11 protein-coding genes and 1 tRNA gene are annotated in these 13,193 nt (G+C 62.1%); 7 read left to right on the top strand and 5 right to left on the bottom strand.

Annotated features, from left to right (window positions below):
* Positions 1 to 45: 45 nt before the first annotated feature.
* Together YY7_RS0135625 and YY7_RS0135620 are read right to left on the bottom strand one after the other, a co-directional pair.
* Positions 46 to 1,494, bottom strand: a complete 1,449-nt coding sequence (locus YY7_RS0135625) for a helix-turn-helix domain-containing protein (protein ID WP_028167366.1) — start codon at positions 1,492 to 1,494, stop codon at positions 46 to 48.
* Positions 1,491 to 1,928, bottom strand: a complete 438-nt coding sequence (locus tag YY7_RS0135620) for a DUF6932 family protein (protein ID WP_028167365.1) — start codon at positions 1,926 to 1,928, stop codon at positions 1,491 to 1,493. Before YY7_RS0135620 ends, YY7_RS0135625 begins: the two co-directional genes overlap by 4 nt.
* A 588-nt stretch (positions 1,929 to 2,516) precedes the next feature.
* On the opposite strand from YY7_RS0135620, the gene YY7_RS0135615 reads away from it, so the two are divergent.
* From YY7_RS0135615 to YY7_RS0135595, 4 genes are all read left to right on the top strand, one after another.
* Positions 2,517 to 3,131 carry a hypothetical protein gene (locus tag YY7_RS0135615; RefSeq protein WP_028167364.1) on the top strand — a complete coding sequence of 205 codons (615 nt, stop codon included), beginning with the start codon at positions 2,517 to 2,519 and terminating at the stop codon, positions 3,129 to 3,131.
* Positions 3,132 to 3,347: 216 nt separating this feature from the next.
* Positions 3,348 to 4,028 (top strand): HNH endonuclease signature motif containing protein, encoded by a 681-nt coding sequence (locus YY7_RS0135610; protein ID WP_196237376.1) that lies wholly within the window; start codon positions 3,348 to 3,350, stop codon positions 4,026 to 4,028.
* Positions 4,003 to 4,440, top strand: coding sequence for a hypothetical protein (locus YY7_RS0135605; RefSeq protein ID WP_155255447.1), 438 nt, complete (start codon positions 4,003 to 4,005; stop codon positions 4,438 to 4,440). The genes YY7_RS0135610 and YY7_RS0135605 overlap by 26 nt, the downstream gene beginning before the upstream one ends.
* Before the next feature lie 136 nt (positions 4,441 to 4,576).
* Positions 4,577 to 5,389, top strand: a complete 813-nt coding sequence (locus YY7_RS0135595) for a hypothetical protein (RefSeq protein ID WP_028167361.1) — start codon at positions 4,577 to 4,579, stop codon at positions 5,387 to 5,389.
* Positions 5,390 to 6,075: 686 nt separating this feature from the next.
* Here the strand turns inward: YY7_RS0135595 and YY7_RS0135590 are convergent.
* Together YY7_RS0135590 and YY7_RS0135585 are read right to left on the bottom strand one after the other, a co-directional pair.
* A tRNA-Ile gene (locus tag YY7_RS0135590) sits at positions 6,076 to 6,151 on the bottom strand.
* An 85-nt stretch (positions 6,152 to 6,236) separates the two neighbouring features.
* Entirely contained in the window at positions 6,237 to 7,205 is a 969-nt protein-coding gene (locus tag YY7_RS0135585; protein WP_028167360.1) for a Bug family tripartite tricarboxylate transporter substrate binding protein, read from the bottom strand.
* A gap of 125 nt (positions 7,206 to 7,330) precedes the next feature.
* On the opposite strand from YY7_RS0135585, the gene YY7_RS0135580 reads away from it, so the two are divergent.
* Complete coding sequence (locus YY7_RS0135580) at positions 7,331 to 8,293, top strand: TAXI family TRAP transporter solute-binding subunit (RefSeq protein WP_028167359.1); 963 nt, start codon at positions 7,331 to 7,333, stop codon at positions 8,291 to 8,293.
* A gap of 143 nt (positions 8,294 to 8,436) precedes the next feature.
* Here YY7_RS0135580 and YY7_RS0135575 read toward each other — a convergent pair whose 3' ends face one another.
* Positions 8,437 to 9,648: an ABC transporter substrate-binding protein gene (locus YY7_RS0135575; protein ID WP_035691764.1), complete on the bottom strand. Its 1,212-nt coding sequence runs from the start codon at positions 9,646 to 9,648 to the stop codon at positions 8,437 to 8,439.
* Between the two features lie 177 nt (positions 9,649 to 9,825).
* Between YY7_RS0135575 and YY7_RS0135570 the strand changes: the two genes are divergently transcribed.
* Positions 9,826 to 10,938: a molybdopterin-binding protein gene (locus YY7_RS0135570; RefSeq protein WP_028167357.1), complete on the top strand. Its 1,113-nt coding sequence runs from the start codon at positions 9,826 to 9,828 to the stop codon at positions 10,936 to 10,938.
* An 8-nt stretch (positions 10,939 to 10,946) separates the two neighbouring features.
* The gene (locus tag YY7_RS0135565; protein ID WP_028167356.1) at positions 10,947 to 12,893 is read left to right on the top strand and encodes a molybdopterin biosynthesis protein; all 1,947 of its coding nucleotides are present in this window, start codon (positions 10,947 to 10,949) and stop codon (positions 12,891 to 12,893) included.
* Positions 12,894 to 13,193: the final 300 nt, after the last annotated feature.

The raw sequence follows: 13,193 nt of genomic DNA, 5'->3' as shown, positions 1-13,193 counted from the left end.
GATGTCGAGCGGCGCCGGTTTCTGAAATTCGGACATGAAAGGACCTCAATGCAGCGCCCGATCGAGCAGTTGCCGATCGAGCTCGTTGTCAATGTCATAGGGAAAGCGCTCGACGAAGACGTCGCGCGCAATCGTCCAGGGATCGCTGTTATCTGCCTGCAGGTTGGCCGCCGTGCCCCACCAATTCACGCCCTGCCAGGAGAGACGGAAGGCGAGATAGTTAGCCAGCGCTCCAACGTTCACCCCATTCTTTGCCGCAATTGTCGGGACGACGCTCTTCAGCCGCTCCACCGACTTACGTGCAGCCCGAACGCAGGCCTGCGCCAAGGTCTCGGCCTTGCCGTCAAGTACAACTTCGCCGGCGAATTGGCTGGCGGCGATTTCCTCGTTCGAGTTGCGCCGTTCGGCGGAAGTCTCGTCCGCCTCGATCACCTCTAGTGTGTCGGCTTCCGGGCGTTGGCCTGCATGAAAGAGTTCGTGCAGCAGATCGAACAGCCATCGTGCTTCATGCTTAGACGTTTGTTTCAGTACAACCGCGTTGCGGCCGCCATAGCGCCAGCAGGCGCCATGAAAAGTACCGCGATCGCGAAGCGGTAAAACAACGACACCAAGATCCCAAGCTGTATGAAGCGCGCTCTTAAGATCGATGGTCTTGTAGGTCTCCTGAATGCGTCGATGCATGACCGCCGGATCAGTTGGGATTTCGGTCTTGGGCAGTGATCGTGCCCCTTTGAGCGCGACAACGGCGAGATAGTTCGCGTAGGCGGCATAAAGGCTGGTCGATGCCTGCGCCCGATTTGCGGGCATCTTGAACCGTGCTTCGGCCGCAGCGAAGCGCGGTGCGACCAGCGCCTGCGGGCCGAAAACATTATCGCGGCTCCAGCCGAAAACGCGCTCCAGCACCGTGCCCGCTCTAGCTGTCAAAGTATAGTCGTCGTCCTCGCTAGCGACTTCGCCGCTGGCACGCGCCGCGTCGACCGAGGGCAACAGCCGCGTCAACAGAAACTCGCGATCAAGTCCCACCTGGCGCAGCTTGCTGACAAGCCCGCCGAAGCTGTTGGGAGCCACAGGCAGGAGAATGTCGTTCCTAATGCGCACGCCCAGCGCATTGGCGATCTCCCGCAGGCGCTGATAGCTGGCAGATGCGTAGCGCTCGGCCTCGTAACGCTGGATTTGCTGTTCTTTGAGCCCAAGCCGGTCGGCGAGAGCCTTCTGGCTGAGTCCGCTCGCGATTCGTGCCCGGATAAGGCCGTCGGCAAGTTCGTCGAATGAGTTGATTGAGATCACCGAGAGGTCGGCGGACTTCAGGCGATCATATTCGGCAAGCTCAGCCTGCAGGTCAGCAAGTTGGCTCTCCATGGCCTCGCGCTCCGCTTGAAGCAGGCGCGGATGCACGTCGGCTCGCACCGGCGCTTGCGCCAGATCGCTGATGGCCTTGCGAAATCGGTCGGCCTCACTCCGTGTGATCTTGTACTGCCGCTCGTTGGTGATCATGGCAGGCTCCCAAGGTCGATGTTGACGACGCCTTTGGGCACCCCGTTACGGTCCTTCATGAAGAAGTCCGGGTAGAGCACACCGGGGGCGGCGAGGGACGATGCCGGAAAGAGTTCGCCTAGATATTTGGATTTCATGGCTGCTCGACCATTTGTGAAATCAAGCAGCACGGGGTCCAGACGATAGGGGTCGACCCCTCGTGTATCCCAGGCTCCGTCATAGTCCTCCGGCAAGTCCTTCTGTGAAACGAAGCTTCCGTCGAGCAGGATCGACCGGCAGCCTGCCCCCGCGAGATTTTGCAGGGCCGCCAGCAGGCCGCCGACGAGACGGGTGCGGTGACCATTGCAGCTGAAACGTGGCGCGACCTCGCTCCAAGGTGCGTCGTGCACCCCAGGGGGCAAGTAGCCGGTCGATGAGTCTGCATCGGGAAGCATAACCCAACGATATCGTTGGGTTGAATGTTCGTCAAGTGTTCTGTTCCCCCCCTCGCCGTGACGCTTTGCCGGCCGAAGAGAAACCGGGAGGGACTCGCAGGCGAGAAGCAGGGTCAACGTCAATGGGCGCGGAAGTCGAGCCAGCCTCGCGCCTTATGTCGTAACGCGGCGCCTCGGATCGCTAGATTCATCGCCGGACCGTTGCTGTCGCAGGCTCATTTGTCGCGAGCGCTCGTATGCGTCCTACGGCGCATCGTCAGACGGTCGATGATTCCCGCCCAGCACCAACCTGGCGATTCGCGACTGCCAGCCAACCGGCCGTTCGGGATGTGCCGTCATCTGGCATTTGGCGAGCCGCTGTAATTTCCGCAGCTAACCGCTGCTTTCAATTTCGATAGCGATCGATGAGGCTTGCCGATGGCCTGGCCCTTCCCACAGATCAGGCCTTGATGGATCCAGGTGGGGGACTCTGGGGTCGAAGAGTATCTTTTTCCGCTTCATATTGATGTTCCTTCGGCGAATGCGGCCCCGCTGGACGCCAAGTTCCGTCCCAATTAGAAGTTACCGGCACTGCCCCCGGAGGTACTTATGGTTGAGCAGCCGAAGCCCAGCGAAATCTCGACTGTGTTCGGGATGGACCACCCGCAACACATGTGGACCAAGCTCGCTTGGGAGCTGAACGGTCTCATCGACTCAATGTCCGTCTGGAAGGACAACGAGGCCGCCCCCGAACCGCTCTTCCACGCGTTCAACACCGCCGTAACCGCATGGCACATGACCGACTGGCTTTGGCAGTACGACTGCGCGACCCGGAAGAAGCTCGCCGCAAAATTCCAGTTCGTCTTTGAATGCACCCCGACCGGCATCAAGCGGGGGCTCGAGAAGCTTCAGGACGCCGTTGTTCTCCATTGTGATGAGCTGAAAGTATGCCGTGAGATTGCGAATGGCTCAAAGCACATGCGAAAGAACAAGGTCGACCACAATATTAAAGCGCAAGCCGTGTATGAAAAGGTCGTCGAGGGGGCCGGCTTCGCGAAGCCAGGCGACCTCAAAATGACCCTTCGCATCACGCACAACGATAAGGAGATTGATGCCGAGCTTGCCTTCATCGAGGCGTTCGGCTTCTGGGAAAAGCTAATGAATGAGCTGAGTATCTTTAGCAAGGAGGCTCGGTTGCCGGACAAGATCATGAAGGCCAATTAGCGCATAGCCTACGCTTTTATCGGTTCGAATTGGGCAACGAGTCAGCTGGTTCAATCGTCTCATCTTCGCAAGACCAGTGATTGCCGATCCAAGTTTGCACATACCATTTAGTCCCGTCGCCCCGAACACGGCATCGAACTGCACCAAACGTCCATCAGCGATACTGAACACGTCACCAACATACAAGCCCGACGCCTTCCTGATTAGGAAATGACCGTGAGCCGCATTGACCGAGAAGAGCCTGGCACGAGGGTGCAACCCGACAGTGGGACCAACAGGACGGACCTCGCTTTCATCGGTTATGGAATGAGCACGACGCAGGCGGTCAAGCTGAGGAAGGACGGTTACACCGCGACGAAGCTCAAGCAGATGAACCGGGCCGACCTTAAGAAGTTCGGCCTGAACAAGCTTGTGGTCGACAACATCCTCGGTGATGGCCGTCCACCTCCACCGTTAAGGAACCTGATCGAAGTCCTTTTTGCCAACGCGTTCACTTGCTGTGTGTGCCGAAGGCCCAAGCGGGGCGTGATCGTGCACCACATCAACAAGTGGGCTGAAACACGCGACCATAGTGTGGCTAACCTGTCCGTGCTTTGCACGCTGGATCACGTCAGGGTTCACTCGAAAAGCGAGCTGACCCAAAATCTCGATGCCGCAACACTTCGCGGCTTGAAGAAAGAATGGGAAGCTGAGGTGGCCAAGATGGGTACCAAGGCCATTCTCGACCAGTCCCGTGAGAACCATTCCGCTTGGGTTTATTTCAACCATCAGCGCCTTTTTGAGCTGGCGGCTCAACAAGGCGTGGTGTTCAAAGACCTGGACAGCTTCGATACTGGACCTGTGCGACCGAAACGGCATCGTCATGTCTCGCATGGAAGCCATGGGCTGGATGTATAGCGATAGCTATGGCCGCCAACTGTATTCGTATGTTCGCGACGTCCTGCACAACACCTTGGAAAAGCTGAAGGTAGCAAACATTTCCGATGATTTGGAGCGCGGGGTACTGTCAGCGCTCCTCACTCCGGGAGACTTCATTCTGGTGCAAGGATTGCACAACTTCGCGAGGCAGAACTCAAAATCCGAAGGCCCCGGCCAGACCATCGATGGTGGACGGAAGGCGAACAAGGTTGCCGTCGAATTCACTTTTGATCGGTTCGAGGCCACGTCCTCGTCCGCGCATGGGCGCTGGGTGTCCGGACGGGTCGATGTCAGCAGCATTGTCAGGGTCGGAACGATATCGCACGAGGCCGGCGTGCTGCGAATACAGGGGCACGGTGCTCGGGATCGCGATGGGCTTCTCCGGCATTAAGACCCGCGAATATTCGTCAATGCCGTATCGGGCGGGGGTTTATCGAGTGAATGACGACTTCGACGAGGATGACGATGATCTGTTCCTCGATGATGGTGATGGCGACGGGGCAGTCTAGCCTGGGGGAGTTCAGGCAATGGATTGGAGTGACCTCTGGCTGTTCGGTGCCGGTGCTCTTGCGGGATGGGCATTCCGGCCGAAAGCCAAGCAGTCCAACACTCAAGAAAAATCGTACATCGTCCCGAGCGCATCAGCCCATGACCGGGACAATATCTTGCGGACGTACATTCGCGAGATTTCAAACCATCTCGTCCGTGTCGATCCGGACCGCTATTTCCAAACCTACAGCAAGGCCCTTGCCGAGCAGGAAGGCATGAAGAAGGCCGACAAGAAAACGCGCGAGGCTCACCTCCATATTCTCACCGAGAAATACCCGACTTATGACAGCTTCGATGTGATCGGAACGCGGCCCTACGTCATCTATGCCGATACCCTGGTGAGTTGGGATGATAGCGATCTTGAGGCGCACCTTCTGAACATGGTGCGGTTTCATTCAATCAAGCGCCTCGACGACGCGGAGTGGCGTGAGCTGCATTCAATCGTCAGCGAGAAAGAGCGCGAGCACCTGCATGGGTACATTCAGAAAATCAAAGACACATATTTCGAGCGCCGCTTGATCGCCGCTGTGAACGAATACTACGCCAGGCGCTCAGCGATAAGTGATTGGCAGAGTCCGAGCGGGAGCGTGCTTTACGAGAACGACAACCTGGTCGTGTTCCGGGTTGAAGACATCGCCGAAACTTGCCTCGGGATTTTCTTCAAAGACACGCAAGAGCATGGCCTCTACACGTTCTTCGCTGCCGACGATGATAAGGCCTATCACAACTACTATCGGTCGGAACGCACCTTCAATGAGCGGAAATACCTAGACACTCTTCACGAGCTGTGAGTTGTTGACGCCCGGCCGAACTTGGCGCGCGATTCGCGGATGCAAACAGTTCATGCCGTGAAAACGGCGTCAGCTCGGTTGCACGCGCCTGCGAGCTGGCAAGGCTCCCATGGTAGACGGTCGACGCCAAGAAGCCAGAGTTGCAAGCGGCGGCGGAGGTGGGTGGGGAAAGACCTGAGCGAAGATGAAGCGAATTTCGCCAAGGCCGACGCCTATGCTATGGACCGTGAGTGTTCAACCAGTAAGCCCGAGTCGATATTTGTTTGACAGCCGAAACGTCAGCCGATTTCTACCGTAAGTGCCTGGACGATTACGCGTCCCTATTGGCGAACCCTGAGGATGCCGGCTTTGCTATCAACTGCGCCCGGCTCCCGCCTTGCTTCGCTCGATTCCGACCAAATTCGATGAGACGTTCGCGGGGAGTTGGGACAACTGGACCGTGCCCAAGGACTCCCTCCAACACAGCTGCCTCGGAACGACGCGAAAGGCGCCAACCTCATGCATATCTTCGACGTGGAACGGAGACGCGCGCCTAGTGTGCTCATCCCAGGGAACGCAGCTCTGCTTGGTTCAAACTTGCCGTCTTAAGACCAATACGCGAACGAAACGGCAATTGTTTCTGTGGCGGTAGCTGTGGCGGTGCCGAATCCTCAGGCAACCGCCACGTCGTAAGCGCCTGTAATCACTGGTGGGCCCGGCAGGACTCGAACCTGCAACCAGACCGTTATGAGCGGCCGGCTCTAACCATTGAGCTACAGGCCCCGCCGCGAGCCGCCACAATCCGTGGGCCGGCAACGGTGCCGGGTCCGTTTACAGGGTGAGGGGCGATCGGGCAATCCCGCCGGCTCTAATCCACGGAAACCCCGGCGAATTCCACGACTTTCCGCCATTTCTCGGTTTCGTCGGCGACCAGCTTGCCGAATTCGGCCGGCGCCATCGGTTTGGGGATGCCGCCGACCTCGGCCAGGCGGGCGACGAGCTTGGGATCCTTCAGCGCTTCGCCGACCGCCTTGTTGAGGATCTCGATGACCTCCGGCGGCGTACCTTTCGGCGCCGAGATGCCGTAAAACCCGACCGATTCGAAGCCTGGTACGGTTTCAGCGATGGCGGGAACATCGGGCACGCTCGGCCAGCGCTTTGGCGAGGTGACGCCGAGCGCGCGGACATTGCCGCCGCGCGCCTGCTCCAGCGCCGACGGCAGGTTGTCGAAGATCAGCTGCACCTTGTTGGAGATGATGTCCGGAAAGGCGATCGCCGAGCCGCGATAGGGCACGTGCTGCATCTCGCATTTGGTCATCGCCTTGAACAATTCCGCCGACATGTGCACCGAGGTGCCGTTGCCCGACGAAGCATAGGAGACCTTGCCCGGATTGGCCTTGCAGTAATCGATGAACTCCTGGACGGTTTTCACCGGCATCGCGTTGGAGATCACCAGCATGTTGGTGAGCTGCATGATACTGGCGACCGGGGTGGTGTCGCGCAGGAAATCATAGGGCAGCTTCTTGTAGAGCGAGGTGCTGATCGCGTTATTGGGCGCGACGAACAGCAGCGTATAGCCGTCCGCGGGCGAATTGATCGCGGCGGCGGCCGCGATGTTGCCGCCCGAGCCGGTGCGGTTCTCGACCACGAATTGCTGGCCGAGATGATCCGACAGCCACTGGCTCATGATGCGGGCGACGATGTCGACCGGCCCGCCGGCGGCAAATCCGATCAGCCAGCGCACCGGGCGGTTTGGATAGTCGGCGGCGGAGGAGGGGACGGCAAGGCTCAAGAGGCAAATCAAACCAAGGGACGTCGCACGCAAAAAGCGAAGCATTATGTTTCCTCGTCATTTTCTTGTTACCGTTGCGGCCATGCTTTCATAAAATTCCAAGCTTGCCTACAACCTCTGCAGCACAAAGATCGATCAATCTCGCGCCGAAGATGTTGGGAGGCCGCCAAATGAAAATCGCGTTGATGGTTTGCGCCGCTATTCTGCTCACCGGCGGCGCGGCCGCACAGGAGGGAGGCAAGGCCATTTCCAAGACCACGATCACCCTGGGGACGGCGACGCCGGGCGGCGGTTTCCCGCTCTATGGCAATGCCTTTGCCGACGCCATAAATGCGGCAGATCCGAGCCTCTCGATCGAGCCGCGCAATACCAAGGGCTCGAACGAGAACATCCCGCTGCTCGAAGCCGGCCAGCTCGATATCGCGACCGTGGCCGGAGAGCCCGCCTATGAAGCCTTCATGGGCATCGGCCGTCCCGCGACCAAGCTCAAGATCCTGACCGCGATGTATTCGAGCCCCGGCATGTTCGTGGTGCGGGCCGACAGCCCATACCGGACGATCCGTGACCTCGTTGGTCAGCCGGTCGCCTTCGGCGCCAAGGGCTCGGGTCTGCCGATCCTGTCGCGCTACATCCTCGACGGCATTGGGCTGAAGCAGGACGAGGACTTCAAGTCGATCTATCTCGATCGCGCCGGCGACGGGCCAGCCATGGTGCAGGATGGCCGCGCCGCGGCGCTCTGGGGCGCTGGTGTCGGCTGGCCGGGCTTTGCCGCGATGGCGGAAAGTCCCACCGGCGCGCGCTTCATCGCGCCGAGCGCGGAAGAGATCGCGCGCATCCGCGCCAAGCACACTTTCCTGAAGCCGCTGACGATCCCACCGAACAGTTACCCGAAGCAGACGGAAGCGATCGCCTCCGTCGGCTCGTGGAGCTTCATCCTCGTGCGCGAAACCTTGCCCGACGAGGTCGCCTATCGGCTGGCGAAGACGCTGCACGGGATCGAAGGCGAGTTCTGCAGGAAGCTGGCACAGGCCTGCGAGACGACTGCGGCGAACACGGTGGCGGCGGCGCCGAATGTCGAGCTGATTCATCCGGGTGTGCTCAGGTTTTTGCGCGAAATCGGAGTCGCGAAGTAGCCTGTCGTCCCGGGCAAGCGAAGCGCTGACCCGGGACCCATAACCACCGGCGTTAGTGGTGTGCTCCGCTGCAACCGCTTGTTTGCGACATGACAGCTGCCTGTGGTTATGGGTCCCCGCGTTCGCGGGGACGACGGTGGAGTTCATTTCTTCACCAATCCACACGCGGGGTCCGGTGGACCAAACGCGTCTTCGCCGGAAATCTTGGTGAGGATCTTGTAGTAGTCCCACGGATATTTCGATTCCTCCGGCGACTTCACCTGCACGAGCCAGAGGTCGTGGACCATCAGGTTGTCCTCGCGCAGCTTGCCATTGCGGGCGAAGAAATCCTCGATCGGCTTTTCGCGCATCTTGGCCGCGACCTTCAGGGGATCGTCGGTGCCGGTCTCCTTGATCGCGTTCAGGTAATGGATCACGGAGGAATAGACGCCGGCCTGCCACATCGTCGGCATCCGGCCCAGCTTGGCGAAATAGCGCTTTGACCATTCGCGGGTCTTGTCATCCATGTCCCAGTAGAACGACGTCGTCAGCAACAGGCCTTGCGCGGTCGGCAGCCCCAACGAATGGATGTCGGTGATCAGCGCCAGCAGCGCCGCCATCTGCTGGCCGCCCTTGAACACGCCGAACTCGCCAGCGGTCTTGATCTCGTTCATGTTGTTGGGCGGCCCGCCGGCAATCCCGATGATCTTGGCTTTCGAGGCCTGCGCCTGCAGCACGAAGGACGACAGATCGGGCGTCGCAAACGGCGGGCGCACCGAGCCCAGCACCTTGCCGCCGGTCTTGGTGACGACGCTCGCAGCATCCTTTTCGAGCGAGTGCCCGAACGCATAGTCGTCGGTGATGAAGAACCAGCTGTCGCCGCCGCGCTTCACCACCTCCTGCGCGGTGCCGACTGCGAGCGCGCGGGTGTCGAACACCCACTGCATGGCATAGGGCGAACAGAATTTGCCGTGAAAATCGGTCGCTCCCGTCGAGTGCGTGATGAACAGCCGCTTCCGCTCATTGGCAACGTTCTGCACGGCGAGCCCGACTGCGGAGACCGGCACGTCGACGATCAAATCCACCTGATCGACGTCATACCAGCGCCGCGCGATGCTGGCGCCGATATCGGCCTTGAGTTGATGGTCGCCGACGATCACCGTAACAGGCTTGCCCAGCACCTTGCCGCCGAAATCGTCGATCGCCATCTGCGCCGCGGTGACTGAGCCCTGTCCCGTCGGCGTCGACGCCGGCCCGTTCATGTCGGTGAGCACGCCGATCTTGACGACGTCGTCGGAGATTTGCGCCAGTGCCGCCGTTGAAGCCAACATGGCGCCGGCCAGCGCGGCGAGCACGGAAAATAGTTTACCGAACATTCTTGTCTCTCTCCCTGGACCGGCACGTAGGCCGTTATTGCTTGTTCCGGGACGTAGGCCCGGCTGAATTGGTTTCTTTTGCAACCGGTTCGGGGTCGGCGTCAACGCGTCCTTTCGGAGCAGGAACATTCGGCGGCACCTGTTTATTTCGCGCCTGATACAGTAGACAGGCCGGCCATGGTTACGACCCAGCGACTGCCGGCTTCGCTTACGCCGCTGCAAACCGCGCTCAGCGCCCTGTTGCGCGCGCTCGAGCCGGTGCAGCCGATCGAATTGCCGCTTGCGGACGCGCTGCGCTGCATTGCGGCCGAGATGCCCCCGTTGCCGGCGCATCCGCCGCATGATGTTGCCGCCACCGATGGTTGGGCGCTGCGCGCCAACGAGCTGGTCGGTGCCTCCTCATATTCCCCGTTGCCACTGGCTGCGCCGCCCATCTGGGTCGAAGCCGGTGATGCCATGCCCGAGGCCAGTGATTGCGTGCTCGATGCCGACCTTGTCGAGGCGGCCGGCCCGATCGCGCAGGTGGTTGCCGAGGCGACCCCGGGGCAGGGCGTCAGGCGCAAGGGCGAGGACATTGCGGAAGGGGCTCTCGTTGCCGAGGCGGGCCGGCGCGTGCTCCCGCGTGATCTGCTGATCGCGCGCACAGCCGGGATCGAGCATCTCAAGGTACGACGGCCGCGATTGCACATCGTCAATATTCCCGGTGCCACCGCGACCGCCAGGCTGGTTGCGGAGAGCGCACGTTCCACCGGCGCCGAGGTCGTCAGCCGCGAGGCTGCGGCGCGCGATGTCGGATCGATCGTCGCCGCGTTTGAAGATGCGGCCTGCGATCTCCTGGTCACCATCGGCGGCAGTGGCGTCGGCCGCACCGATGCGGCGGTGAGCGCGCTCGCTGCGCGTGGCGAAGTCATCGCTCATGGCATTGCCCTCCAGCCTGGCCGCACTGCCGCCGTCGGCCGCATCGGCACAACGCCGGTCGTCGCACTGCCCGGCGCGCCGGACCAGGCGTTTGCGGCGTGGTGGGCGCTGGCGCTGCCGGTGCTCGATCGACTGTCCAGACGACGACCGCGCAGGACGTTGTCGCTGCCGCTGTCGCGCAAGATCGCGTCGCTCGTCGGCATCGCCGAGTTCGTGCTCTTGGAGCGGCAGCGCGATGCCTGGATGCCGCTTGCGGTCGGCGAGCTCTCGCTCGATGCGATCGCGCGGGCGGAGGCGTTTCTGGTGGTGCCCGGCGGTTCCGAAGGATTTGCTGCGGGCATGCCGATCGATGCCTATATGTTGCGGGAATGAGTTCCGACATGACCAATAGCTCTGCGAAGGGTCGCGACAGTGTCGAGCAGGACCAGTTCCTGACCATCCTGTCGCGCGAGGAGGCGCTGGCGCGGTTCGAAGCGGCGCTGTTTCCGCGGCCGGTCGCCAGCGAAACACGACCGCTCGCGCAGGCGCTCGGCTGCGCGCTGGCGGACGACGTCGTCGCGCCGATCGACGTGCCGCCGTTCGACCGCTCCAATGTCGACGGCTTTGCGGTGCGCTCCGCCGATCTTGCGCGGGCCAGCGAGTCTACACCGGTGCGGCTGGTGCTGAACGACGAGATCATCGTCTGCGGCACAGCGCCGGCGCGGCCGGTGCTGTCTGATACCGCGACCTCGATCGCGACGGGCGGACCCGTTCCGCGCGGGGCGGACGCGATCGTGATGGTCGAGCACACGCAGCCCGCGGGTCAGCGCGCGATCGAGATCCGCCGCGCCGCGTCTCCCGGACAATTCGTGTCCTACGCGGGCTCCGACATCGCGCGCGGTGAAACGCTGCTGCGCGCCGGCACCATCATCGGCTCGCGCGAGATCGGCATGCTCGCGGCCTGCGGCATCGCTAAGGTCGATGTGGCGCGGCGGCCGCGCGTTGCCATCCTGTCGACTGGTGACGAGTTGGTGCAGCCGGGCCAGCCGCTGCGCCCGGCCGCGATCTACGACACCAATGGCGCCATCGTCACCGCGGCGATCTCCGAGAATGGCGGCGATGCCGTTTTCGTCGGCGCCATCGCCGACGACGAGGCGCAGCTTGAAGCCGCGATGCGCAAGGCGCTTGCCGAGAGCGACATGCTGGTGCTCTCGGGCGGCACCTCGAAAGGCGCGGGCGATGTCTCCCATCGCATCATCGCGCGGCTCGGCAAGCCCGGCATCATTGCGCATGGCGTGGCGCTGAAGCCGGGCAAGCCGCTGTGCCTTGCGGTGTGCGACGGCAAGCCGGTGGTGATCCTGCCGGGCTTTCCGACCTCGGCGATGTTCACCTTCCACGACATGATCGTGCCGGTGCTGCGGCGGATGGCGGGCCTGCCGCCGCGATCGGATGCGAAGGTGATGGCAAAAGTGCCGGTGCGGATCGCCTCCGAACTCGGCCGCACCGAGTTCGTCATGGTGTCGCTGGTCGAAGGTACGGAAGGGCTGATCGCCTATCCCTCCGGCAAGGGCTCCGGCGCGATCACCTCGTTCGCGCAGGCCGACGGCTTCCTGAAGATCGATGCGCTGGCCGACCAGATGCCTGTCGGCACCGAGGCTGAGGTGACGCTGTTCACGCCGCATGTGCGCGTGCCTGACCTGGTCATTGTCGGCAGCCATTGCACCGGGCTCGATCTCGTCACCGCGCCGCTGGCGCGCGCCGGGCTGTCGGTGCGCTCGATCGCGGTCGGCAGCCTCGGCGGGCTGGCGGCGGCCAAGCGCGGCGAATGCGATTTCGCGCCGATCCATCTGTTCGATGAGAAGAGCGAGACCTACAACACGCCCTATCTCGCCGAAGGGCTTGAGCTCGTGCCGGGCTGGCGGCGGATGCAGGGCATCGTGTTCCGCAAGGGCGATGAGCGTTTCGAAGGCCTGTCGGCGCAGGATGCGGTGCGCGCCGCGCTCTCCGATTCCGCCTGCATCATGGTCAACCGCAACCAGGGCGCCGGCACGCGCATCCTGATCGATCGCCTGCTTGGCGGTATCAGGCCCGACGGCTACTGGAACCAGCCGCGCTCGCACAATGCGGTCGCCGCCGCTGTCGCCCAGCATCGCGCCGATTGGGGCATGACCATCGCACCGGTCGCGCGCGCGTCCGGACTCGGGTTCATTCCGCTGGCGGAGGAGCATTACGACTTCGCGCTGGTGACAGCGCGCAAGCATCGCCCGGCGGTGCAGGCTTTTCTGGAGGCGCTCGCCTCGGACGAAAGCCGCGCGGCGCTGACGCGGGCGGGTTTCCGCCCGGCGTAGTCGCGTAGGGTGCTCTCACGCCTCGCACCGACGTCGTCCCCGCGAAGGCGCTAGGGCATGCACAGATGTGGTGCGGTGCGGCGGATTGACTCGGGGCGGGTGTGAGGGATTCCAGAATCGGGAATCTGTGTGATTTCTATTGTGGCACTTCGATTTGACGGAGGTGCCGCGATGTCGCCACGGATTGACTGGACGTTGGGCCGGTTCGGGGATCGTCGTCTCGATAAAGGGGGGCGGCGCTCGTCGAACGCATGGTTGCGGGCAAGGATGTTTGCCTGCGGCGGCTTGCCAAGGGTGACC

This window comes from Bradyrhizobium elkanii WSM2783 (assembly GCF_000472865.1).
GTDB lineage: Bacteria > Pseudomonadota > Alphaproteobacteria > Rhizobiales > Xanthobacteraceae > Bradyrhizobium > Bradyrhizobium elkanii_A.
Note: the sequence above shows the minus strand (reverse complement) of the source record. Positions and strands in the feature narration are given on the sequence as shown.

Excerpts from the sequence above, each read along its gene's own strand:
- YY7_RS0135625 (WP_028167366.1), bottom strand. The coding sequence starts at position 1,494 with ATGATCACCAACGAGCGGCAGTACAAGATCACACGGAGTGAGGCCGAC.
- YY7_RS0135620 (WP_028167365.1), bottom strand. The coding sequence starts at position 1,928 with ATGCTTCCCGATGCAGACTCATCGACCGGCTACTTGCCCCCTGGGGTG.
- YY7_RS0135615 (WP_028167364.1), top strand. The coding sequence starts at position 2,517 with ATGGTTGAGCAGCCGAAGCCCAGCGAAATCTCGACTGTGTTCGGGATG.
- YY7_RS0135605 (WP_155255447.1), top strand. The coding sequence starts at position 4,003 with ATGGAAGCCATGGGCTGGATGTATAGCGATAGCTATGGCCGCCAACTG.
- YY7_RS0135595 (WP_028167361.1), top strand. The coding sequence starts at position 4,577 with ATGGATTGGAGTGACCTCTGGCTGTTCGGTGCCGGTGCTCTTGCGGGA.
- YY7_RS0135585 (WP_028167360.1), bottom strand. The coding sequence starts at position 7,205 with ATGCTTCGCTTTTTGCGTGCGACGTCCCTTGGTTTGATTTGCCTCTTG.
- YY7_RS0135580 (WP_028167359.1), top strand. The coding sequence starts at position 7,331 with ATGAAAATCGCGTTGATGGTTTGCGCCGCTATTCTGCTCACCGGCGGC.
- YY7_RS0135575 (WP_035691764.1), bottom strand. The coding sequence starts at position 9,648 with ATGTTCGGTAAACTATTTTCCGTGCTCGCCGCGCTGGCCGGCGCCATG.
- YY7_RS0135570 (WP_028167357.1), top strand. The coding sequence starts at position 9,826 with ATGGTTACGACCCAGCGACTGCCGGCTTCGCTTACGCCGCTGCAAACC.
- YY7_RS0135565 (WP_028167356.1), top strand. The coding sequence starts at position 10,947 with ATGACCAATAGCTCTGCGAAGGGTCGCGACAGTGTCGAGCAGGACCAG.